Below are 21937 nucleotides of genomic sequence, written 5' to 3'. Positions count from 1 at the left end.
CCGGAACAGGGATGATCATCCGGCTCCTGTCGGCGGCCCTCGCCGCCGGCTTCTTCGCGGCTGCCGTCGTGACGGGCCTCGAACTCACGCTGACCTCGCCGCTGATCGTCGCGGCCGAGCGCTACGAGCAGCAGGAGGCGCCGCGTCAGGCCGCCGAGACGCTCCCGATCAGGGCGCTCCCGATCGTGCTGGCCCATGCCGGGCACGACCACGCCGCGCCCGACGCCGCGCCGGAATGGCAGCCCGGCCCCGGCCTGCCGCGGATGGCCTTCACCGGGCTCGCGACCCTCGTCGGCGGCGTCGGCTACGCGCTGCTGCTCGGCGCGGTGATGCTTGCCTGCGGCCGCGAACCCACGCCACAGGTCGGGCTCGCCTTCGCGGTGGCGGGCTTCGCCAGCGTCGCCCTCGCGCCGGGCCTCGGCCTGCCGCCGGAACTGCCCGGCAGCGCGGCGGCCCCGCTCGCGACACGCCAGGCGTGGTGGGTGATGACCGCCGCGGCGACCGGGATGGGGCTCTACCTGATCACGATCCGCCGCGCGCTGATCACCATCCTCGGGGGGCTCGTCCTGATCATCGCCCCGCACGCGGTCGGCGCACCGCAGGCGCCGGAGGCCGCGTCGGAGCTTCCGGCCGCGCTGGCCGCGCAGTTCGCCGCGCGGTCGCTGGCCATCAGCTTCGTGTTCTGGATCCTGATCGGGCTGGGACTCGGCTGGGCGTGGCAGGCCTTCGCCCGCGGCGCGGATCGGGGAGCGGCCCGTGCCTGAGACCATTCTCTACGTCTGCACCACCTGCCGCCGCTCGGACGACGACCCGGACGGCCCCCGCGCCGGGGCCCGCCTGCTGGAGGCGCTCCGGGCGCGGAGCGGCGGCACGCCGGATCTGCGGGTCGAGGCGGTGGAGTGCCTGTCGGTCTGCAAGCGGCCCTGCACCGTGGCGGTCGCCGCGCCCGACCGCTGGACCTACGTCTACGGCGACATGGATCCGGCCGCCTCGGCCGAGATCATCCTCGGCGGGCTCGCGGCCTACGCGGCGACCCCGGACGGCATCGTGCCCTGGCGCGAGCGTCCGGAGGCGTTCCGCAAGGGCGTGATCGCCCGCATCCCCCCTTTCCCAGAACCCCGCCCGGTCCCCGCCGGCACCCTGGAGGCCGCGGAATGACCCTCGTGAACAAGATCCCCTGCACCATCGTCACCGGCTTCCTCGGGGCCGGCAAGACGACCCTCGTCCGCCACGTGGTCGAGAACGCCAAGGGGCGCCGCCTCGCCATCCTGGTGAACGAGTTCGGCGACATCGGCTTCGACAAGTCGTTCCTGGCGGCCTGCGGCGTCGAGGGCTGCACCGAGGACGCCATCGTCGAGCTGCCGAACGGCTGCATCTGCTGCACGGTCGCGGACGATTTCGTTCCCGCGCTGGAGACCCTGCTCGGCCGCGCCGAGCCGCCGGAGCACATCCTGATCGAGACCTCGGGTCTCGCGCTGCCGAAGCCGCTCGTCCAGGCGTTCCAGTGGCCGGCGATCCGCTCGCGGGTGACCGTCGACGGCGTGGTCGCCGTGGTCGACGGCCCGGCGGTGGCCTCGGGCGCCTTCGCAGAGGATCCGGAGGCCTTGGCGGCCCAGCGGGCCGCCGACCAGTCGGTCGACCACGACAATCCCCTGGAGGAGGTTTTCGAGGACCAGCTCCTCTGCGCCGACCTCGTGGTGGTCAACAAGGCCGACCTGATCGACGCCGCGACCCGGGCGCGGGTCCGCGCCGAGGTCGAGGGGCACCTGCCCCGCGCCGTGAAGGTCGTCGAGACCGAGAACGGCGCCATCGACCCGCGGGTGCTGCTCGGCCTCGGCGCGGCCGCCGAGGACGATCTCGACGCCCGCCCCTCGCATCACGGCGAGGGCGAGGACCACGACCACGACGATTTCGAGACCGTGGCGCTGCCGGTCCGCCCGGCGGTGACCGCGGGGGATCTCGCGGCCCGGGTCGAGGCGGCGGCCGAGGCCGCCGGCGTCCTGCGCATCAAGGGCTTCGCCGAGGTCGAGGGCAAGCCCATGCGCCTCGTGGTGCAGGGTGTCGGCCGGCGCGTCACCCATCATTTCGACCGCCCCTGGCGGGCCGGGGAAGCCCGCGACGGGACGCTGGTGGTGATCGGCCTGAAGGGCTTCGACAAGGACGCCGTCGCGGCGGCCCTCGCGGGATGAGGTCGGTCGCGCACGCCCGCCCGGACTCGCTCTAGGGGCCGCCGCGGTGCATCTCGTGCGCATCGATGCCGTGTCCCTCGACGAGGGCGAGGCGGCCGTGGATCTCGGGCAGGAGCCCGGCGACCTCGTGGTGCTGTCGTTCACCGACAGCGACCTCGCTTCGGTCGGGCAGGCCCACGCCGCGGAGCCCGGTCTGCCGAGCCTTCGGCTCGCGAAGCTCGCCAAGCTGCGGCATCCGCTCTCGGTCGACCTCTACGTCGAGCGGGTCGTGGCGCGCGCCAAGGTCGTGGTGATCCGCTGCCTGGGCGGGCTCGACTACTGGCGCTACGGGATCGAGCGTTGCGCCGAGGCCGCGCGGGCGCACGGCGTCGTGCTGGCGGTCCTGCCGGGCGACGACCGGCCGGATCCGCGCCTCGCGGCGTTCTCCACTGATCCCGACCTCGCCGGGCAGCTCGACGCCTATTTCCGCGGCGGCGGGCCCGACAACCTGCGGCGGATGCTGCGGAGCCTGGCGATCCGCCTCGGCGGCGACGGCCGGGTCGAGCCGCCGCAGCCGCTCCCGCGCGGCTTTCCGTGGTGCCCCGGCTGCGGGGTCCTGCCCCTCGAGACGGCCCTCGCCGCGGCCGGGACCGCGGTCCCGCTCGCCGGTGCGCGGATCGCCGCCGAGCCCGTCGCGCTCCTCCTGATCTACCGCTCCGCCGTGCTCGGCGGCGATACCGGCCCGTTCGCCGCCCTCGCCGCCGCCCTGCGGGCCCGCGGGATCGGCGTGCTGCCGATGGCGGTGTCCAGCCTGAAGGAGCCGCAGGCCGCCGCCGCGGTCGCCGCGGCCGTGCGCGCGCGCAGGCCCGACCTCGTGATCGCCGCCACCGCCTTCTCGGCCCGCGAGGACGAGACCGACTTCGTCCTCGACGGCGCCGACTGCCCGGTCCTCCAGGCCTTCACGGTGGGCTCGCCGCGCGCGGCCTGGGCGGCCTCCGCCCGCGGCCTGGGCGCGGCCGATCTCGCCATGCAGGTCGCGCTGCCGGAATTCGACGGCCGGCTCTCGGGCTTCCCGATCTCGTTCAAGGAGGAGAGCGCCGAGATCGCCGGCTTCGCCGAGCGCCGCGCCGTGCCCTACGAGGCCGGCATCGCCGCGCTCGCCGACCGGGCCACGGGATGGCTGCGGCTGGCCGCCCTGCCGCGCGCGGCGCGGCGCGTCGCCCTGGTCCTGTCCGACTATCCCGCCCGCGGCGGCCGGGCCGGGTTCGCGGTCGGCCTCGACACGCCCGCGAGCGCCCGCGCGATCAGCGCCGACCTCGCGGCCGCCGGCTACGCGGCGGGCGCGCTGCCGGAGGCGGGAGCGCTGATGGCGGCGCTCACGGAGGGCGCGGCCCAGTTCCGGGTGCCGCTCGCGGCCTACGCGGCGTGGTGGCGCTCGCTCACCGAGGACGTCCGCGCCGCCGTCACCGCCAGCTGGGGCGAGGCCGAGGCGGACCCGGCCTGCGTCGACGGCGCCTTCCGCTTCCGGATCGTCCGGGACGGCAACCTCGCGGTCTTCCTCCAGCCCGACCGCGGCCGCGATCCCGATCGCAAGACCGGCTACCACGACCTCGAGTGGGCACCGACCCACGCCTACCTGGCGTTCCATCTCGGTCTGCGGCAGGGTTTCGACGCCCTGGTGCAGCTCGGCACGCACGGCACCGCGGAGTGGCTGCCGGGCAAGGCCGTGGCCCTGTCGCCCGACTGCTTCCCGGCGCTCTGCGTGGGCGGGCTGCCGGTGATCTACCCGTTCATCGTCGACGACCCGGGCGAGGCCGCGCCGCTCAAGCGCCGTCTCGGCGGGGTCGCGCTCGGGCACCTGACGCCCGACACCGCCGTCCACGCGCTGACACCCGAGGCGGCCCGGCTCCGCGAGCTGGTGGAGGAGTATTCGGCGGCCAGCGTGCTCGACCCCCGCCGCGCCCACCTCATCGCCCGGGCCATCCTGGAGGAGGCCGGGGCGGCCGGTCTGCTGGACGGTGCCGGGATCGGCGCGGACACGCCGATGGACGAGGCGCTGACGCGGCTCGACGCGCATCTCTGCGATCTCGGCGAGACCGTGTTCCGCGACGGCCTGCACGTCTTCGCCCGCGCGCCGCACGGGGCTGCGGAGCCCGTCGCGGCGAGCGCGGACTCCGAGCGCGCCGGCCTGCTCGCCGCCCTCGACGGGCGGTTCGTCCGTCCGGGCCCCTCCGGCTCGCCGTCCCGCGGGCGGGCCGACGTGCTCCCGACCGGGCGCAACCTCGCGACCCTCGACCCGCGGGCCATCCCGAGCCGCGCCGCCGCGCTCCTCGGCGAGAAGGCCGCCGCCGCCGTGGTGACCCGCTACCTTCAGGACGAGGGCGCCTATCCGGCCCGGATCGTCATGGATCTCTGGGCCTCGCCGACCCTGCGCACCGGCGGCGAGGACGTGGCCCACGCCCTGGCCCTGATGGGCGTGCGGCCGGTCTGGGACCACGCCAGCACCCGCGTCACCGGCTTCGAGATCCTTCCCCTCGCGATGCTGGACCGGCCGCGGATCGACGTCACCGTCCGGGTTTCCGGCGCGTTCCGCGACACCTTCCCCGACACGCTGGCGCTCCTCGACCGCGCCGCCCGCGCCGTGGCTGAGCGGGACGAGGCCGACGACGAGAATCCCCTGGCGGCGGCGCGGCGGCGGGGCGACGGCGCCGCGCGCGTCTACGGGGCCGCGCCCGGCCGCTACGGCGCCGGCACCGCCGCCACCGCCCTCGACGGCGCCTGGGACGGCCGCGCCGACCTCGGCCGCGCCTATCTGGCCGCCAGCGGTCACGCCTACGGCGACCGCGACGGCCCGGACGCCGATTTCGCCGCCCGCGTCGCGGCGGCCGACGCCTATCTCCACGCCTTCGACGTGGCCGAGCGCGACCTGTTCGACGGCGACGCCGGCGTCGACGCGATGGGCGGTTTCGCGGCGGCCGCGGCCCTGGAGGGCGCGAAGCCCGCGCTCTACAGCCTCGACGTGTCGGTGCCGGAGCGGCCGAAGGCGCGGACGGCCCGGGAGGACGCCGCCCGCCTGATTCGCGGGCGCCTCGCGGATCCCCGCTGGATCGCGGCCCAGCTGCGCCACGGCTACAGGGGGGCGCAGGAGCTCGCCCAGGGGCTCGACGCGGTCTTCGTCCTGGCCGCCGCGAGCGACGCGGTGACGGATGCCGGCTTCGAGGCGCTCTACGCGGCCTGGGTCGCCGATGCCGAGGTGTTCGAGCACCTGCGCGCCGCCAATCCCGCCGCGGCCCGGGCGATCCTCGAACGGTTCGACGAGGCGCGGGATCGCGGCCTCTGGCACAGCCGGCGCAACGCCCTCCCGGCCGACGCCCTGATGCGCGAGGCCGCCGAGTGAGCGCCGCCCCGCATCGGCGCGTCCCGCCCGAGGCGCCCGCCCGCCGGGGCTGGTGCCCGGGCCTGGCCAAGCCCATGCCGACGGGCGACGGCCTGCTCGCGCGCGTGCACCCGCCGCTCGGAATCCTGACCCTGGATCAGGCCCGCGCGGTGGCGGACGGGGCGCGGCGCTTCGGGAACGGGCACCTGGATCTCACCGCGCGGGCTAATCTTCAGATCCGCGGCGTCTCCGAGGCGACGCGCGTTCCGCTCGCCGCCTGTCTCGCGGCCCGGGGCCTCGGCGACGCGCGCGCCGACGGCGGCCCCCAGCGCCTGACGCTCACGAGCCCGCTGGCGGGTCACGATCCGGACGAGACGATCGACGTGCCGGCCCTGGCCGCCGCCATCGAGGCTGCCGGGCTCGCGACACCCGGACTTCCGGCCAAGACCCTCGTCGTCGTCGAGGGCCGCCCCGGCCGGGCGGTGCCCGAGGCGGATCTCTGCGCCGTCGCCGAGGGGCCGGGCGTCGTCGCGATCGCGGTCGCCCGCGGTGAGACCTCGCGGACGCTCCTGACCTGCAGGGAGGACGCGGCGCCCGGCCACGTGGCGGCCCTGCTCGGCGCCTTCGCGGGGACGGGCCGGCGCCGGATGCGCGACCTGGCGGACGACGAGCTGGCCGCGCTGACCGAGGCTCTTCGCTCGGGCAGGCCGGCGCCCCCGATCGGACCGGCTTACACGCGCCGCGGCTTCGCACCGGAACGGGAGCCGGCACGTCCGGCGCGCGGATCGGATCTCCGGGGCGTCGCCATCGACGCGCCGTTCGGGCGCTGCACCGCCGATGCCCTCGACCGGGTCGCGGCCACGGCGACGGCGGTCGGCACGGACGCGATCCGCCTCTCCCCCACGCGCGGCTTCGTGCTGCTGGTGCCGGCCACCGCCTTCGACGCGGCGGCGGCCGCGACGGCGGCGCTCGCGGCGGAGTTCATCGTCGTCCCGGACGATCCGCGGCGCGCGATCGCGGCCTGCACGGGGGCTCCGGCCTGCGCCTCCGGATCGACCCCCACGCTGACGGATGCGGCGCGCCTCGCGGCGGCGTTCGGCCCGCTGGCGGGCGCGGGCCGCGCCGCGCACGTCTCGGGCTGCGCCAAGGGCTGCGCGCGACCGGGCCCGGCCGACCTGACCCTCGTCGGCCGGGACGGGCGCTACGGCGTGGTGATCGGGGGGGCGCCCGGCGATGAGCCGGCGATGGATCTCCCTATCGAGGCCGTGCTGGAGCGGCTAGGAAGAGCCGAGATCGACGGGCTTTCCGCCGCCTTCGCGCCGGAGATCACCCCTTCGGCATGCGGGAGGACCAGGAGACCGGCATGAGCGCGAGCCAGAACGCCCTGCGCCAGACAGGATCGGAGCCGGCCGCGGCCCACGAGTCCCCGTCCCGCTACGACTACATCCGCGACGGCGGCGCGATCTACGCGCGCTCCTTCGCGATGATCCGCGCCGAGGCGGATCTCGGGCGCTGGTCGGGCGCCGCCGAGCGCGTCGTCGTGCGCATGATCCACGCCTGCGGCATGACCGACCTGCCGACCGACGTGGAGATGGCGCCCGATTTCGCCGAGGCCGGGGTCGCGGCTCTGAAGGCCGGCGCGCCGATCCTGTGCGACGTCCGCATGGTCGCCGACGGCGTCACCCGGGCTCGCCTGCCCGCCGACAACAGGGTGATCTGCACGCTCGGTGACCCGCGCGTGCCCGATCTCGCCAAGAGCCTCGGCACGACCCGCTCCGCGGCCGCCATGGAGCTGTGGCGGGAGCATCTCCCGGGCAGCGTCGTGGCGGTGGGCAACGCCCCGACCGCCCTGTTCCGCCTCCTGGAACTGCTCGATGCCGGCGTGGCGCCGCCCGCCGCGGTGATCGGCATCCCGGTGGGCTTCGTCGGCGCGGCGGAGTCGAAGGAGGCCCTGGCGCGGGACGGCCGCGTGCCGTTCGTGGTCGTGCACGGGCGGCGCGGCGGCAGCGCCATGACGGCCGCGGCGGTCAACGCGCTCGCCAGCGAGGTCGAGTGATGGACGGTTTCGAACGCCTCGACGGCCCGACCGAGGAAATCCCCGCGGCCGCCGTGACGGGCACGCTCTACGGCGTCGGGATGGGCCCGGGCGATCCGGAGCTGCTGACCGTGAAGGCGCAGCGCATCCTGATGCGCGCGCCGGTGCTGGTGCATTTCTGCAAGCGCGGCCGGCGCGGCAACGCCCGCACGATCGCGGACGCGATCCTGCGCGATCCCGCCCGCGAGATGGCCCTCGCCTATCCCTACACGACCGAGATCCACCCCGAGCACCCGGACTACGTGGCGGCGCTGGCCGGCTTCTACGACGACGCGGCCGGGCAGCTCGCCGATCACCTGGGTGCCGGGCGGGACGTCGCGATCCTGTCGGAGGGCGACCCCTTCTTCTACGGCTCGTTCATGCACCTGTGGCGGCGCCTGAAGGACCGCTTCCCCGTGGATGTCGTTCCGGGCGTCACCGGCATGTCGGGCTGCTGGACCCGGGCCGGCACGCCGATCACCTGGGGCGACGACGTCCTCACCGTCCTGCCGGCAACCCTGTCGCTCGACGCGCTGACCGAGCGCCTGCGCGGCACGGACGCGGCTGTGGTGATGAAGCTCGGGCGCCACCTTCCGAAGGTGCGGGCCGCCCTGTCGGCCGCCGGGCTGCTCGCGCGCGCAGTCTACGTGGAGCGCGGCACGATGGCGGGCGAGCGGGTCGTGATGCTGGCCGACAAGGCCGACGACGACGCGCCCTACTTCTCGATGGTGCTCCTGCCCGGAGAGGGCCGCCGGCCGTGAGCGGGAGCCTCACCGTCGTCGGCCTCGGGCCAGGCGACGCGGCCCTGCTGACCGAGTCGGCCCGCCGGGCGCTGGACGCGGCGGAGGACGTCGTCGGCTACTTCCCCTACGTGGCCCGCGTGCCCGAGCGCCCCGGCCTCGTCCGGCACGCCAGCGACAACCGGGTGGAGGTCGACCGGGCGCGCCACGCGCTGCAGCTCGCAGCGTCCGGGCGCCGGGTCGCGGTCGTTTCCGGCGGCGATCCCGGCGTCTTCGCCATGGCGGCGGCGGTGTTCGAGGCGGTCGAGTACGGCGAGCCCGGCTGGCGCGACCTCGCCATCACGGTGGAGCCCGGCATCACCGCGATGCTCGCCGCCGCGGCCCGGCTCGGCGCGCCGCTCGGCGGGGATTTCTGCGCGCTCTCGCTCTCGGACAACCTGAAGCCCTGGCCGGTGGTGACCGCGCGGCTGGAGGCGGTGCTGCGCGCGGATTTCGTGGTCGCGCTCTACAACCCGATCTCCACCGCCCGGCCCTGGCAGCTCGGGGCGGCGCTGGAGATCGCGGCCGGGATCCGGGCGCCCGACACGCCCGTGATGTTCGCCCGCGCCGTCAGCCGGCCGGACGAGGCGATCCGGGTCGCGACCCTCGCGGAGGCGCCCGCGGTGGCGGCCGACATGGCCACGATGGTGATCCTGGGCGCCTCGACGACGCGGCTGATCCCGCGCGCCGGCCGGGCGCCGTTCGTCTACACCGCCCGCAAGGTCGAGGGACCGGCGTGATCGCTTGCGTCCAGCCAGCGGCGCGCGCCCGCTTCGTCCGCGACGCGGGGCACGTCGGGCTTGGCCGGCCGGCGCACCATCACGACCGGGAGGCCGAGGCTCCGCGCCGCCGCGATCTTGCCGTAGGTCGCCGCGCCGCCGGCGTTCTTGCTGACCACGATCTCGATCCGGTTCGCCCGCATCAGGGCCGCCTCGGACGCGGCGTCGAAGGGCCCGCGCGCCTCCAGGGCGGTGAGATGCGGCACCGGCAGGATCCCGGCCAGCGGCTCGACCGTCCGGGCCAGATAGCTGTGCTGGGGCGCCGCCGCGAAGGCCCCGGCCTCCTGCCGACCGATCGTCAGGAACACGCGCCGGGGTTCCGCGCCGAGGGCGGCGACCGCCTCCGCCATCCCGTCGACCTCGATCCAGTCGTCGCCGCGCTCGCGGCTCCAGGCGGGCCGGCGGATCGCGAGGAGCGGCACCCCCGTCAGGGCCGCCGCGCGCGCGGCGTTGGTCGACATCTGCGCGGCGAACGGGTGGGTCGCGTCGATCAGGCGGGTGATCGCCTCGGTCCGCAGGTAGCGGGCGAGACCCTCGGCGCCGCCGAACCCGCCGATCCGGGTCGGCACCGGCTCGGGCTTCGGCGCCGCGGTCCGGCCTGCCAGCGAGAGCGTCACGGCGCGATCCGCCCGGCCGGCGAGCGACCGGACCAGGGCGCTCGCCTCGCCGGTCCCGCCGAGGATCAGGACCCGCAGTGTGCCGGCGGTGGAGGGCGGCGTGTTCATGGGCGTCTTGTCCATGAGCGCTGATCGCCTGTCGAGCGTCCCGTGGCTGTCGATCGTCGGGATCGGCGAGGACGGGCGGGCCGGGCTGACGCCGTCCGCCGCCGCCGCGCTCGGCGCCGCTCGAGTGGTCTATGGCGGCCGGCGCCACCTCGCCCTCGCGGGGCCGCTCGACGCGGAGACGCGGCCCTGGCCGAGCCCGATCCACGAGGCCTATCCGGAGATCGTCGCGCGGCGCGGCCGGCCGACCTGCATCCTCGCCACGGGCGACCCGTTCCATTACGGCATCGGCGCCGAGATCGCCCGGCTGGTGCCGGCGGACGAGATCCGCGCCTTCCCGCAGCCGTCCGCCTTCAGCCTCGCCTGCGCCCGGCTCGGATGGCCGCTCGCCGAGTGCGCGCTGGTCACGCTTCACGGTCGGGCGCTGACACGGATCGTCCCGCACATCCAGCCGGGGGCGCGGCTGCTCGTCCTGTCGTGGGACGGCACCACGCCCGGCGCGCTCGCCGCCCTGCTGCGCGACCGCGGCTTCGGCGCGTCGACGCTGACGGTGCTGGAGGCGATGGGCGGCCCGCGCGAGCGCGTCCGCACGGCCCGCGCCGACGCGTTCGACGGCGCCGGCGTCGACCCGCTGAACACCGTCGCGCTCGCGGTGGCGGGTGCCGGCCGCGCCCTGCCCCTCGCGCCGGGCCTCGACGACGACCTGTTCGAGAATGACGGACAGCTCACCAAGGCCGAGATCCGGGCTCTGACCCTCTCGGCCCTGCGCCCGCATCCGGGACAGCATCTCTGGGATGTCGGTGCGGGCGCCGGCTCGATCGCGATCGAGTGGATGCTGCGCCACGCGACCCTGCGCGCCACGGCGATCGAGGGGAGACCGGACCGCGCCGAACGGATCCGGCGCAACGCCGCCGCGCTCGGCGCGCCGGACCTCGCCGTCGTCACCGGCACGGCCCCCGGCGCGCTCGCCGGCCTGCCCGCGCCGGACGCGGTGTTCATCGGCGGCGGGGTCTCGGAGCCCGGAATCCTGCCGACGGCGCTGGCGGCGCTGCGGAGCGGCGGTCGCTGCGTGGCCAACGCCGTGACCCTCGAGGGCGAGGCCGCGCTGCTCGCCGCCTTCGCGGCGCACGGCGGAACGCTGCGCCGCTACGGCGTGGAGCGGGCGAGCCCGGTCGGGGGGATGCACGGCTGGCGCCCCGCCATGCCGGTGACCCAGTGGGCCTGGACCAAGCCGTGACCGGAGCCCTGGTCGCCGGCATCGGCTTCCGCCGGGAAACCGATGCTGAGGAAATCGCGGGACTGATCGAGCGCGCCCTCGCCCTGGCCGGAGCCGCGCGCTCGAGCCTCGCGGCCGTGGCCACCGCGGCCGATCGGGCCTCGGACCCGGCGATCCGCGCGGCGGCGGCCCGGTTCGGCCTGGCACCGCATCCCGTCCCCGCCGCCGCGCTGGAGGCGCGCGACGCCGAGATCGTCACCCGCTCGGCGCGGATCGAGCACCTGCGCGGCGTCGGCTCGCTCGCCGAGGCGGCGGCCCTCGCCGGCGCGGGGGACAGGAGCCGGCTCGCCCTGCCCCGAATCGCAAGCCGCGGCGCCACTTGCGCCCTGGCCGTCCGATACGACACGACACGGGAACCATGACCGTCCATTTCATCGGCGCCGGCCCCGGCGCGGCCGACCTGATCACGGTGCGCGGGCGCGACCGCATCGCGGCCTGCCCGGTCTGCCTCTACGCCGGGTCGCTCGTCGCCCCCGAGATCCTGAGCTGGTGCCCCCCCGGCGCCCGGATCGTCGACACGGCCCCCCTCGACCTCGACGCCATCGTGGCGGAGATCCGGACGGCGCACGCGGCCGGCCAGGACGTGGCGCGCCTGCATTCCGGCGACCTGTCGATCTGGAGCGCCCTGGCCGAGCAGCTGCGCCGGCTCGACGCGCTCGCCATTCCCTACACGGTGACGCCCGGCGTCCCCGCCTTCGCGGCCGCGGCCGCGCTGCTGCGCCGGGAACTGACCGTCCCGGGCGTGGCGCAGAGCGTGGTCCTGACCCGCACCTCCGGTCGGGCGAGCGCCATGCCCGAGCGGGAGACCCTCGCGGCCTACGCGGCCACCGGCGCGACCCTCGCGATCCACCTGTCGATCCACGTGGTCGAGGCGGTCGCCGCCGAGTTGATCCCCTTCTACGGCCCGTCCTGCCCGGCGGCGGCGGTGTTCCGGGCATCCTGGCCGGACGAGCGGGCGCTTGTCGGCGATCTCGCCGGGCTGCCCGGGCTGGTCGCGGCGGCCGGCCTGGAGCGCACAGCCCTGATCCTGGTCGGACCGGCGCTCGGCGCCGCGGATTTCCGCGAGAGCGCGCTCTACGCGCCCGACTACGACCGGCGCTACCGGCCCGGCGGCACGGTGGGGAGCCGCTCGTGAGCGCCCCGGGCCTCCTCGTCGCGGCGCCGCGCTCCAGTTCCGGCAAGACGACCGTCACCCTCGCGCTGATGCGCGCCCTCACCCGGCGCGGCCTGCGGGTGCGCGGCGCGAAGTGCGGTCCCGACTACATCGATCCGGCCTTTCACCAGGCCGCGACCGGCCATCCGAGCTTCAACCTCGACAGCTTCGCGATGGCGACGCCTCTCCTCGACGCCCTGGCGGGCGCGACGGCGGCGGCCGATCTGGTGATCGCCGAGGGGTCGATGGGCCTGTTCGACGGTGTCCGGGCGGCCGAGAACCGCACCGGGGCGAACGCCGATATCGCCGCGCGCTACGGCTGGCCGGTGCTGCTCGTGGTGGACGTGTCGGGTGCGGCCCAGTCGGCCGCCGCCGTGGCGCTCGGCTGCTCCCTCTACGATCCCCGCATCCGGATCGCCGGCGTGATCCTCAACAAGGTGGCGAGCGCCCGGCACCGGCGCCTCGTGGAGGCCGGCATGGAGCGTGCCGGACTGCCGGTGCTCGGCGCGCTGATGCGCGACGCGCAGCTGGTCCTGCCCGAACGCCACCTGGGGCTCGTGCAGGCCGGCGAGACCGCGGATCTCGCCACCCGTCTGGACCGGCTCGCCGACCTCGCCGAGGCCGGCATCGACCTCGACGCCGTCACGGCCTGCGCGGGCGGCGCCGTGCCGGCCTCCGGCGGCCAGCTGCCCCGGCCGCCCGGGCAGCGCGTGGCGGTCGCCCGGGACGCGGCGTTCAGCTTCCTCTACCCGCATCTCGAGACCGGCTGGCGGATGGCCGGCGCCGAGCTCGTGCCGTTCTCGCCCTTGGCCGACGAGGGACCGCCCGAGGAGTGCGACGTCTGCTGGCTGCCGGGCGGCTATCCGGAACTGCACGCGGGCCCGATCGCCGGCGCGACCCGCTTCCTGGACGGGCTGCGCCGCTTCGCGCGGACCCGGCCCATCCACGGCGAGTGCGGTGGCTACATGGTCCTCGGGCAGACGCTCCAGGATGCCGACGGCGCCACCCATCCCATGGCGGGCCTGCTGCCGGTCGCGACCTCGTATCACCGGCGCAAGCTGCATCTCGGCTACCGCGTCGCGCGGCTGTGCGGGTCCGGCGTGCTCGGCGGCGCGGGCACGCGCCTCGTCGGACACGAGTTCCACTATGCCAGCGAACTGTCGCCGATCGCGCCGGAGGCAGCGGCGCTCGCCCGCGTGACGGATGCCGAAGGTGTCGATCTGGGACTGGCCGGGCACCGGGTCGGACCCGTCACCGGCAGCTTCTTCCACCTGATCGCGACCGATCCGCCGTGACGCCGGCCTGCCGGGCCTGTCAGGCCGGATCCGTCGTCGGCGCGCGGTTCTGCGCGAGGCGGGCGGCGCTGCGGACCAGCGCGAGCACGTCGCGGCGCATCTGCTCGTCCTCGATCTGAGCGTAGGCGCGCAGCAGCTCGATGGCGCCGTGGGCGCTGAGGAAGCCGAACACGTCCTCCTGGGCGTTCTCGCGCGGCTCGCTCTCCTCGAAGAACGCGGAGACCGGAACCTCGAGGAGGCGCGCGATCTCGCGCAACCGGCCGGCACCGACGCGATTCTGGCCCTTCTCGTATTTCTGCACCTGCTGGAAGGTCACGCCGACCGCGTTGCCCAGAGCGGTCTGACTCATGCCGCGGGCCTTGCGCAGGGCGGTGATCCGGATGCCGACCAGGCGATCGACGTCGGTCGTCTGCTTCGGCATCGTCTGGCCGGAGGTCTCTTTCTCCATGGCGTGGGCTGCATCCTCCTGCAGACGCGGTGTCTTCGCCTCGCCGTCGCGCCGCTTCACCGTCCGCCCCTTCGTCGCATGTCCTGCACGCCAGGCTGCCGGTACTCCGTGCCGCTATCCGGCTATAGCCCTGATCCCGACACAGCTGAACCGCGGCGCAGTAGGACACCAAGTTGTCAAGCTTCGCAAGTCGAAGATTACATCTTCTAGTTTAAGCCCACACATCTTTGCAACATTGTTGCTCAAATGTCGACGCTGAGGTCTCGGCTGCTTTTATGGGTGCGCCTTGTCGCCGCGCGGGCGTTCCCCTTACGAGCACCGAGGCATGTAGGTTCGGTACCGCGCAGGAGACACGCATGTTCATCGCGATGAATCGCTTCAAGGTCGTCAAGGACGCGACGGCGGATTTCGAGGCCGTCTGGCTCGGGCGCGACAGCCACCTCGGCGAGATGCCCGGCTTCGTGGAATTCCACCTGCTGCGCGGGCCCGAGCACGAGGATCACGTGCTGTACGCCTCCCACACGATCTGGCGATCGCGCGCGGATTTCGAGGCCTGGACCCGGTCCGAGCAATTCCGCAAGGCGCACGGTCGCGTCCCGTCGACCAAGCCCCTGTATCTCGGCCACCCGCAATTCGAAGGTTTCGAGACGATCCAGACGGTCGGCGGCTCCGCCGACGCCCGCCAGGACGCCGACGCCGTCTGAGCGAGACCGACCCCGGCCCTCCCGTGGCCGGGGTCGCACGCGGGCACCGACGCGGTTGAAACCGTGAGTTAAGAAACCCGCATGAATTGAAATAGCTCCGGCGAAAATGGTTCCCTACCAAATCTGGCCCCTGCCGGATGCGCCGAACAGTCACTCAGCATTAATCATGTATTGCAACGTCCGGAGGCTCGCCCTAGGTCGCAGCCTTCCTTCGTGACTGCGATCGTGAACCCGCGGGGCCCGCGGCTTGCTCCGTCACCGTCACCAGGCGGCGCTGAAACCTTTCGTGTCTCAGACTGGTACAGAGTCCGACTAAGACGGGACGTTGCGGGTCAGATGTTTCACGATCGGCTTCCGGAGACGTTTCAGGCGCTGCCGACCTCGGCGGAGCGCCGCCGCAACGTGTGGTCGGCCCTGCTGCCGCGCCGCGGTCGTGCGCTGGCGCGCATCGCCCTCTCCGCGGGGCTCGCGGTCACCGACATGGCGGCGATCGTGGCGGTGACGCTGGGCCTCGAATGCGCCTACCACGCCATCGCGCAGGACAGCACGGTCTGGGCGGGTCTCGTCCGCGGCCTGCGGCTGTCGGCGCTGCTCGCCTTGGTGATCGTCGCCACGAACGTGCTCCGCGAGGAGTACAGTCTCGAGAACGTGATGGCGCAGAAGCCCGGCATCCAGCGCGTGGCCTCCCTCTGGCTGATCGCCTGGGCCGCCGTGCTCGTCGTCAGCTTCATGACGAAGACGACCAACGATTACTCGCGGCTCGTCTCGCTCGGGATCTTCGCCGCCGGCCTGCCGGTCCTGATCGGAGCGCGGGCCGCGGTGCGGCGGCTCGTGCGCGAGCGGCTGAGCGCCGGCTCGGCCACCGCCAGCCGGATCCACCTCGTGGGCTACGAGGAGGACATCGCGCGGTTCTACGCCGGCAAGGAGGTCGACCAGCTCGGCTCGCGGATCATCGGGACGAGCTACCTGCGGCGGGTCGATCCCGGCGCGGACGCGGCCACGCGCCACGACCAGCTGCAGGAAGACCTCGACCTCGCCGTCTCCGTCGTCCGCTTCCTGCGGCCGGACGACGTCTTCGTCCTGGTGCCGTGGGCCGACACCGCGGAGGTCGAGCGCTGCATCGACGCGTTCCTGCGGGTGCCCTCGGCCCTGCACCTGCGTCCCGGCGCGGTCCTCGACCGGTTCCCCGACCTGCAGGTCGCCCGAGTCGGCGGCGTCTCGGGGATCAACATCGGCCGCCGGCCGCTCAACGTGGGTGAGGTCATGCTCAAGCGCGCCCTCGACCTGACGGTGGCGACCATCGCCCTCGTGTCGCTGTCGCCGCTGCTCGCCGCGATCGCGGTGGCGATCAAGCTCGACAGCCCCGGCCCGGTCTTCTTCCGGCAGAAGCGCTACGGATTCAATCAGCAGCCGTTCGGCGTGTTCAAGTTCCGGTCGATGCGGGCGGACCCGAACGCCGCCTTCCGGCAGGCGACCCGCAACGACAGCCGGATCACCCGGATCGGCGCCATCCTGCGGCGGACGAATCTCGACGAGCTGCCCCAGCTCATCAACGTCCTGCGCGGGGAGATGTCGCTGGTCGGTCCGCGCCCGCACGCGCTGGCGCATGACCGCAGCTTCGAGCGCCGGATCGCCCTCTACGCCCGCCGACACAACGTGAAGCCCGGCATCACCGGCTGGGCCCAGGTCAACGGCTACCGCGGCGAGACGCAGACCGACTTGGCCATGGAGCGGCGCGTCGCCTGCGACCTGCACTACATCGACAACTGGTCGATCTGGTTCGACATCCAGATCATGATCCAGACGGTCGTCTCGCGCCGCGCCTACCAGAACGCCTTCTGACCGGCAGCCGGCGATCGTCCGGCGCGCCGGTGTACACGGCGCGGCCGGCCGGGCCTCGCAGCCCGGGCGGTGCGCCTCAGAGGGCCTGCTTCCGCTCCCGGCAGGCGCCGCAATCGCCCTCGACCTCCAAGATGCTGTGGCTCGGCGTGAACCCGGCCCGCTCGAGCGTGCGCCCGAGACTGCCCTCGACCTCCTCCGACGAGGCCTCGTCGACGCCCCCGCAGATGCGGCAGATCAGGAAGATGACGCCCTCACCGGGCGCGTGGCCGTGCGCGCACGGGATGAAGGCGTTGCGGCTCGCGATCCGATGGACCAGCCCCTGCTCCATGAGGAAGTCGAGGGCGCGGTAGACCGAGACCGGCGCAACGCGCTTGCCCGGCGCGCTCAGCCGCTCGGCGATGTCGTAGGCGCCCTGAGCCTTCCCGGCCTCGGCCACGGCCTCCAGCACCTCCCGGCGCAGGGGCGTGAACTGAAGACCGCGCTCGCGACACAGGGCCTCGGCCCGCGCGAGCATGTCACCGGTGCCGGCGTGGCACGCGTCGTGACCCTCGTGACGGTGCATGATTGCTCCAGACGTGATCCGCAGGTTGTCCCACGGGTTTGTTACAGTGTATCACCGCCGCCCAGCACCGCACCAGTAGCCCCGCGCGGTGCCCGCGCCGGCGTGAGCGCGCGACGAGGACTCCGTGCCGACCATTCCCAGCCCGAGACACGCGGCGCGGCGATCGCTGTTCCAGAGCGGGATCGGCCTGCGGCTGGCGCTCGCCGCGCTGCTCTCCGCGCTGGTCTGGCTGACCATCGCCTGGGCGCTCGCCACATGAGCGGCCCGATACCGGATCCGATCCGCCTCGTCGGTCTCACCCTCGGTTACGACCGGCATCCCGCGGTCCACCACCTCGACGGATCCGTGCGGGCCGGTGACCTGCTCGCCCTCGTCGGGCCGAACGGGGCCGGCAAGTCGACGCTCCTCAAGGGCATGGCCGGCGAGATCCGCTGCCTGGACGGCCGCATCGAGCGCGCGGGCGCCCTCGCCTACATGCCGCAGGTCGACGAGATCGACCGGAGCTTCCCGCTCACGGTGATGGATCTCGCCGGCATGGGCCTCTGGCGCCGCGCGGGGGCGTGGCGCAGCCTCACCCGGAGTCGCCCGGCCATTCAGGCGGCGCTGGCCACGGTCGGCCTCGACGGCTTCGCGGCGCGGCCGATCGGCACCCTGTCGGGCGGGCAGTTCCGGCGCGCGCTGTTCGCCCGGCTGATCCTGCAGGACTGCCCGGTCGTGCTCCTCGACGAGCCGTTCACCGGCATCGACACGCGGACGGTGGACGACCTCCTGGCGCTCATCCGCGCGTGGCATTCCGAGGGGCGGACCGTGGTCGCCGCCCTCCACGACCTCCAGCAGGTCCGCGCGCATTTCCCGACGACGCTGCTCCTCGCCCGCGAGCCCGTGGCCTGGGGGCCGACCGCGCGGGTCCTGACGGCCGAGAATCTCGCCCGCGCGCGCAACCTGTCCGAGGCCTGGGACGAGGGCGCGGCGATCTGCGCCGGCCCGCGGGCGGTCGCGGCCCCGGCGCACGCGCACGGCAGCGCGAACCATCATCACCACGAGGATGCCGCGTGATCGATCCGCTCGGATCCCTGTTCGCGCCGTTCGTGGAGTTCGGCTTCATGCGTCGGGCCCTGGCGGGCTGTCTCGCGCTGTCGGTGTCGGCGCCGCCCATCGGCGTGTTCCTGACGCTGCGCCGCATGAGCCTGATGAGCGACGCCATGAGCCACGCGATCCTGCCCGGGGCCGCTATCGGCTTCCTGGTCGCCGGCCTGTCCCTTCCGGCGATGACGCTGGGCGGCCTCGTCGCCGGGCTCGCGGTCGCCCTGCTCGCCGGCGCCGTCACTCGGGCGACGGTCGTGCGGGAGGACGCGAACCTCGCGGCCTTCTACCTCATCTCGCTCGCGGCCGGCGTGCTGCTGGTCTCCCTGCGCGGCTCGCAGATCGACCTCATGCACTTCCTGTTCGGCTCGGTCCTGGCGCTGGACGACGCCGCCCTCTGGCTGCTCGGCGGCATCAGCACGCTGACCCTGCTGGCCCTCGCCCTGATCTACCGACCGCTCGTGATGGAATGCGTCGACCCGCTGTTCCTGCGGAGCGTCAGCCGCAGCGGCGGCCCGGTCCACCTCGCCTTTCTGGCGCTGGTGGTGGTCAACCTCGTGGGCGGCTTCCAGGCTCTCGGCACGCTGCTGGCCGTGGGGCTGATGCTGCTGCCGGCGGTGGCGGCCCGGTTCTGGGCGCGCGACCTGGCCGGGCTGATCCCTGTCTCGATGCTGATCGCCGCCCTGGCCAGCGTGTCGGGGCTCAGCCTGTCGTACCGGTACGACGTGCCGAGCGGGCCGGCCATCGTGCTGGCGGCCGGCGCGCTCTACGTGGCCTCGATGATGGTCGGCCCCCGCGACGGCCTGCTCCGCCGCCTCGTCCGGCCGCGCCACCTCGAAGCCTGATCAGGGCTGGTCCTTGAGGGCGGCGAGACCCTCGCGGTAGGTCGGGTAGGCGAGCGCGACGCCGAGCTCGTCGCGGATCAGCCGATTCCGGACGCGCTTGTTCTCGCCGTAGAAGCTGCGCGCCATCGGCGACAGGTCGGCGGTCTCGAAATCGATGGCGGGCGGGAGCGGCAGGCCGGTGAGGGCCGCGGCGTGCTCGGTCACGGTCTGGGGCGCGGCCGGCTCGTCGTCGGTGACGTTGTAGATCGCTCCCGGCCGCGGCCGGTCGATCGAGGCGAGCAGCGTCGTGGCGATGTCGTCGACGTGGATGCGGTTGAAGACCTGCCCGGCCTTCACGATGCGCTGCGAGCGACCCTCGCGCAGCTTCACGATCGGGTTGCGCCCGGGTCCGTAGATGCCCGAGAGCCGGAAGATCTGGACGGCCTTGCCGGTCGCGGCGCCGAGCGCCAGCCACGCCGCCTCAGCGTCGAGGCGCACCTTGGACCGGGCGCTGCGCGGGGTCGCCGGCGTGGCCTCGTCGGTCCAGGCGCCGCCCTGGTCGCCGTAGACGCCGATGGTCGACAGGTACCCGATCCAGCGGATCCGGCTCGCCGCGACGGCGTCGGCGTAGCGGGCGAGCACCGGGTCGCCGGCCTCGCCGGGGGGCGCCGAGACCAGGAGCACGTCCGTGTCGGCGAGCTCCGCGGCGATCCGGGGATCGTCGGCCTCCGGCCCGAAGGCGCGCATGGCGAAGGACGTCTCCGCCGCGATGCGGTCGGCGGCCGCGGGGTCGGTGACGGTCGCGCGGACGGTCTCGAAGCGCGCCCGTGCCCGCGCGGCGAAGTGGCGGCCCGTGAAACCGAGCCCGAAGACGAAGAGATTCATGCGGCGGATGTCTCGTCCGTCCGCGATCCCGTCAAGCCGGTCGCGGCCCGCCACTCGTCGCGCACGTGGGCGTCCGTCTCGCGCTCGCCCTGCTGCCGACGGAGCGCGCGCACGGTCTCCGGCTCCAGCAGCCGGCCGCAGGCCCAGACCGCCATGCCGCGCACCAGCGGGGACGGGTCGCGCAGCCGCGCGACGGCCGCCTCCGCCAGCGACGGGTCACCCGAATTGCCGATCGCGATCATGACGTTGCGCAGGAAGCGGTCGCGCCCCGTACGCTTCACCGGCGTGCCGGCGAAGAAGGCGCGGAACGCCGCGTCGTCGAGTTCCGCGAGATCCGCGAGCGACGGGGCCGCCAACTCCGCGCGCGCGGCGAGCCGGCTCTCCGCCGCGGTGCGGGCGAACTTGTTCCAGGGGCAGACGGCCAGGCAATCGTCGCAGCCGAAGACCCGGTTGCCGATCGCCGCCCGGAACGCCGCCGGGATCGGCCCGGCATGCTCGATCGTGAGGTACGAGATGCAGCGGCGGGCATCGAGCCGGTAGGGCGCCGGGAAGGCTTCGGTGGGGCAGACGTCCAGGCAGGCGCGGCAGGAACCGCAATGGTCGCGCTCCGGCGCATCGGGCTCGAACTCCGCGCTCGTGTAGATCGCGCCGAGGAGCAGCCAGTTGCCGTGGCCGCGGGAGATCAGCACCGTGTGCTTGCCCTGCCAGCCGAGGCCGGCCGCCTCCGCGAGGGTCTTCTCCATGACGGGGGCGGTGTCGCAGAAGACCTTCACCCGCACGTCGCCCTTGGCCGACAGGTACCCGCCCAACTCTTTCAGGCGCCCCTTCAAAACCTCGTGATAATCCCGCCGCTGCGCGTAGGCGGCGACGGCACCGCGGTCGCGTCGTCCCACGAGGTCGAGGGGATCGTGCTCCGGCCGGTAGCTCATCGCCAGGACCAGGATGCTACGCACCCCCGGCCAGAGCGCGATCGGGCTGGCCCGCTGGTCGGCCCGCTCCGCCATCCAGTCCATGGTGCCCTGCGCGCCCTCGGCGAGCCAGGCGGACAGGCGGCCCGGCAGGTCGGGGAGCCGGTCGGGACGGGTCACGCGCAGGCCGCAGAACCCGAGCGTCCGGGCCCGGGCCTCGACGAGGCGGCGCAGGTCGGCGCCGTGATAGGTCCGTCGCGCGTTCAGAAATCCAGATCCGCGTAGTGGGCGGCCGGCGCCATGCCGGGCACACGGTCGGCGAGCAGGGCGCGGAACGAGGGCCGCGACTTGACCCGGGCGTACCAGTTCCGCGCCATCTCGTCCTCGTCCCAGGGCACGTCGCCCAGGTAGTCGACGCAGGAGAGATGGGCGGCCGCCGCGAGATCCGCATAGGTCAGGTTGTCGCCGGCGATCCAGCGCCGCCGCGCGATCAGGTAGCCGATGTATTTGAGGTGGTAGCGCACGTTGGAGCGCGCCGCGCGGATCGCGTTCATGTCGGGCGGGCCGCCGCCCTCGTTGGCCGACATGAAGCGCTTCGAGATCTTCTCGTTCACGAGGTAGGCGGTCACCTCGGACTCGAACTTCACCAGGAACCAGTCGAGCAGCCGCCGGACCTCGACGCGCTCGACCGTGTCCTCCGGCAGCATCCGCCGGCCGGAGAGGCCGAGGCCGCGGGTCTCGTCGAGGTACTCGGCGATGACGCCCGCACCGGGGACCACAAGCCCGTTCTGCTCCAGCAGCACGGGCGTGACGCCCGCCGGGTTGATCAGCAGGAAGTCGTCGCGCCGTTCCCAGGGCCGTTCTTCGAACAGCGTCGGCTCCATGCCCATCTCGGCGAGCACGAGACGGATGAATCGGGAATTCGCGCAGAAGGGGAAATGGTAGAGGGTCGCCATCGAGGCCGTGCGGGACGTTCGGTCTGCCAGCGCGGCCGGTCCCGCGCTCGTCGTGGGTCCTGATGCGCAGGTCTTCGGCGCGCAGGACTTCGGACCGAGCGTT

Annotated in this window: 23 protein-coding genes; 17 read left to right on the top strand and 6 right to left on the bottom strand. The window is 74.2% G+C overall.

The window, feature by feature from the left end:
• Positions 1-11: 11 nt before the first annotated feature.
• The 8 genes from ME121_RS04200 to cobJ are packed head-to-tail and all read left to right on the top strand — an operon-like array spanning position 12 to position 9137.
• Positions 12-764: a CbtA family protein gene (locus tag ME121_RS04200; RefSeq protein WP_012320059.1), complete on the top strand. Its 753-nt coding sequence runs from the start codon at positions 12-14 to the stop codon at positions 762-764.
• A complete protein-coding gene (locus tag ME121_RS04195) occupies positions 757-1158 on the top strand; it encodes a DUF1636 domain-containing protein (RefSeq protein WP_012320060.1) in 402 nt (133 codons plus the stop codon). Before ME121_RS04200 ends, ME121_RS04195 begins: the two co-directional genes overlap by 8 nt.
• On the top strand, positions 1155-2189 hold the full coding sequence (cobW, locus tag ME121_RS04190) for a cobalamin biosynthesis protein CobW (protein WP_012320061.1): 1035 nt from the start codon (positions 1155-1157) through the stop codon (positions 2187-2189). Before ME121_RS04195 ends, cobW begins: the two co-directional genes overlap by 4 nt.
• A 46-nt stretch (positions 2190-2235) precedes the next feature.
• The gene (gene cobN, locus ME121_RS04185) at positions 2236-5565 is read left to right on the top strand and encodes a cobaltochelatase subunit CobN (protein ID WP_059408403.1); all 3330 of its coding nucleotides are present in this window, start codon (positions 2236-2238) and stop codon (positions 5563-5565) included.
• Positions 5562-6911 carry a precorrin-3B synthase gene (gene cobG / locus ME121_RS04180; RefSeq protein WP_059408402.1) on the top strand — a complete coding sequence of 450 codons (1350 nt, stop codon included), beginning with the start codon at positions 5562-5564 and terminating at the stop codon, positions 6909-6911. Before cobN ends, cobG begins: the two co-directional genes overlap by 4 nt.
• Positions 6908-7600 carry a precorrin-8X methylmutase gene (locus ME121_RS04175; protein ID WP_012320064.1) on the top strand — a complete coding sequence of 231 codons (693 nt, stop codon included), beginning with the start codon at positions 6908-6910 and terminating at the stop codon, positions 7598-7600. The genes cobG and ME121_RS04175 overlap by 4 nt, the downstream gene beginning before the upstream one ends.
• Entirely contained in the window at positions 7600-8379 is a 780-nt protein-coding gene (locus tag ME121_RS04170; protein WP_059408401.1) for a precorrin-2 C(20)-methyltransferase, read from the top strand. The genes ME121_RS04175 and ME121_RS04170 overlap by 1 nt, the downstream gene beginning before the upstream one ends.
• On the top strand, positions 8376-9137 hold the full coding sequence (cobJ, locus tag ME121_RS04165) for a precorrin-3B C(17)-methyltransferase (protein ID WP_024829515.1): 762 nt from the start codon (positions 8376-8378) through the stop codon (positions 9135-9137). Before ME121_RS04170 ends, cobJ begins: the two co-directional genes overlap by 4 nt.
• Here cobJ and ME121_RS04160 read toward each other — a convergent pair.
• Entirely contained in the window at positions 9104-9916 is an 813-nt protein-coding gene (locus ME121_RS04160) for a cobalt-precorrin-6A reductase (protein WP_053621087.1), read from the bottom strand. The genes cobJ and ME121_RS04160 overlap by 34 nt on opposite strands.
• On the opposite strand from ME121_RS04160, the gene ME121_RS04155 reads away from it, so the two are divergent.
• The 4 genes from ME121_RS04155 to ME121_RS04140 are packed head-to-tail and all read left to right on the top strand — an operon-like array spanning position 9915 to position 13622.
• Positions 9915-11135: a bifunctional cobalt-precorrin-7 (C(5))-methyltransferase/cobalt-precorrin-6B (C(15))-methyltransferase gene (locus tag ME121_RS04155; RefSeq protein WP_059408400.1), complete on the top strand. Its 1221-nt coding sequence runs from the start codon at positions 9915-9917 to the stop codon at positions 11133-11135. The genes ME121_RS04160 and ME121_RS04155 overlap by 2 nt on opposite strands.
• Entirely contained in the window at positions 11114-11536 is a 423-nt protein-coding gene (locus ME121_RS04150; protein ID WP_024829512.1) for a cobalamin biosynthesis protein, read from the top strand. Before ME121_RS04155 ends, ME121_RS04150 begins: the two co-directional genes overlap by 22 nt.
• Positions 11533-12309, top strand: coding sequence for a precorrin-4 C(11)-methyltransferase (cobM, locus tag ME121_RS04145; RefSeq protein WP_059408399.1), 777 nt, complete (start codon positions 11533-11535; stop codon positions 12307-12309). Before ME121_RS04150 ends, cobM begins: the two co-directional genes overlap by 4 nt.
• On the top strand, positions 12306-13622 hold the full coding sequence (locus tag ME121_RS04140; protein WP_059408398.1) for a cobyrinic acid a,c-diamide synthase CobB: 1317 nt from the start codon (positions 12306-12308) through the stop codon (positions 13620-13622). The genes cobM and ME121_RS04140 overlap by 4 nt, the downstream gene beginning before the upstream one ends.
• Positions 13623-13641: 19 nt before the next feature.
• Here ME121_RS04140 and ME121_RS04135 read toward each other — a convergent pair whose 3' ends face one another.
• The gene (locus ME121_RS04135; protein WP_081437813.1) at positions 13642-14070 is read right to left on the bottom strand and encodes a helix-turn-helix domain-containing protein; all 429 of its coding nucleotides are present in this window, start codon (positions 14068-14070) and stop codon (positions 13642-13644) included.
• Positions 14071-14426: 356 nt separating this feature from the next.
• Between ME121_RS04135 and hmuQ the strand changes: the two genes are divergently transcribed.
• The gene (gene hmuQ / locus ME121_RS04130) at positions 14427-14774 is read left to right on the top strand and encodes a heme-degrading protein HmuQ (RefSeq protein ID WP_012320073.1); all 348 of its coding nucleotides are present in this window, start codon (positions 14427-14429) and stop codon (positions 14772-14774) included.
• A gap of 336 nt (positions 14775-15110) precedes the next feature.
• Positions 15111-16616, top strand: coding sequence for an undecaprenyl-phosphate glucose phosphotransferase (locus ME121_RS04125; protein ID WP_012320074.1), 1506 nt, complete (start codon positions 15111-15113; stop codon positions 16614-16616).
• A gap of 76 nt (positions 16617-16692) precedes the next feature.
• On the opposite strand, the gene ME121_RS04120 is transcribed toward ME121_RS04125, so the two are convergent.
• Positions 16693-17178: a transcriptional repressor gene (locus ME121_RS04120; protein WP_012320075.1), complete on the bottom strand. Its 486-nt coding sequence runs from the start codon at positions 17176-17178 to the stop codon at positions 16693-16695.
• Positions 17179-17302: 124 nt separating this feature from the next.
• On the opposite strand from ME121_RS04120, the gene ME121_RS33215 reads away from it, so the two are divergent.
• Genes ME121_RS33215 through ME121_RS04110 form a run of 3 tightly spaced genes read left to right on the top strand, consistent with a single transcriptional unit; the run spans position 17303 to position 19106 of the window.
• Positions 17303-17437, top strand: a complete 135-nt coding sequence (locus ME121_RS33215) for a hypothetical protein (RefSeq protein ID WP_020094646.1) — start codon at positions 17303-17305, stop codon at positions 17435-17437.
• Complete coding sequence (locus ME121_RS04115) at positions 17434-18234, top strand: metal ABC transporter ATP-binding protein (protein ID WP_012320076.1); 801 nt, start codon at positions 17434-17436, stop codon at positions 18232-18234. Before ME121_RS33215 ends, ME121_RS04115 begins: the two co-directional genes overlap by 4 nt.
• Positions 18235-18281: 47 nt before the next feature.
• On the top strand, positions 18282-19106 hold the full coding sequence (locus tag ME121_RS04110; RefSeq protein ID WP_043074057.1) for a metal ABC transporter permease: 825 nt from the start codon (positions 18282-18284) through the stop codon (positions 19104-19106).
• Here the strand turns inward: ME121_RS04110 and ME121_RS04105 are convergent, their stop codons facing one another.
• The 3 genes from ME121_RS04105 to ME121_RS04095 are packed head-to-tail and all read right to left on the bottom strand — an operon-like array spanning position 19107 to position 21834.
• Positions 19107-19970 carry an SDR family oxidoreductase gene (locus tag ME121_RS04105; RefSeq protein WP_059408397.1) on the bottom strand — a complete coding sequence of 288 codons (864 nt, stop codon included), beginning with the start codon at positions 19968-19970 and terminating at the stop codon, positions 19107-19109.
• Positions 19967-21112 (bottom strand): tRNA epoxyqueuosine(34) reductase QueG, encoded by a 1146-nt coding sequence (gene queG / locus ME121_RS04100; protein WP_089231079.1) that lies wholly within the window; start codon positions 21110-21112, stop codon positions 19967-19969. The genes ME121_RS04105 and queG overlap by 4 nt, the downstream gene beginning before the upstream one ends.
• A 29-nt stretch (positions 21113-21141) precedes the next feature.
• Positions 21142-21834 carry a glutathione S-transferase family protein gene (locus ME121_RS04095; protein WP_012320080.1) on the bottom strand — a complete coding sequence of 231 codons (693 nt, stop codon included), beginning with the start codon at positions 21832-21834 and terminating at the stop codon, positions 21142-21144.
• Positions 21835-21937 lie beyond the last annotated feature (103 nt).

This window comes from Methylobacterium sp. ME121 (assembly GCF_000974725.1).
GTDB classification, from domain to species: domain Bacteria; phylum Pseudomonadota; class Alphaproteobacteria; order Rhizobiales; family Beijerinckiaceae; genus Methylobacterium; species Methylobacterium radiotolerans.
Note: the sequence above shows the minus strand (reverse complement) of the source record. Positions and strands in the feature narration are given on the sequence as shown.